General features: G+C 32.1%; 1 pseudogene. It reads left to right on the top strand.

From position 1 onward, the window contains the following. Positions 1 to 45 precede the first annotated feature (45 nt). Positions 46 to 293, top strand: a pseudogene (locus ACYQZV_RS09160) (hypothetical protein); the annotation flags it as partial.

The raw sequence follows: 293 nt of genomic DNA, 5'->3' as shown, positions 1-293 counted from the left end.
TAGCTCATACAAAATCTCAGTTCTTAGCTTATAATATAGTGAGCTATGGCAATGATACCTATAGAGGTTTACGAGATTTTAGAAGAACGATTGGGAAAAGAGGATGCAAAAGCTATTCTACATGCTTTAGAAAAATCTCTCAATGCTATAGAAGAAAAAGCTAAAGAGGAAAAAGAGATAGCTAAAATAAAAATAAGACAAGAACTAACCAACGAAGTTGTAACCAAGGGTGAATTTTACACAGAAACCAAAAGACTTGAAGATTTAATACAAACCGAAGTAAAAAGACTTGA

The organism is Hydrogenobaculum acidophilum, assembly GCF_054656715.1.
Note: the sequence above shows the minus strand (reverse complement) of the source record. Positions and strands in the feature narration are given on the sequence as shown.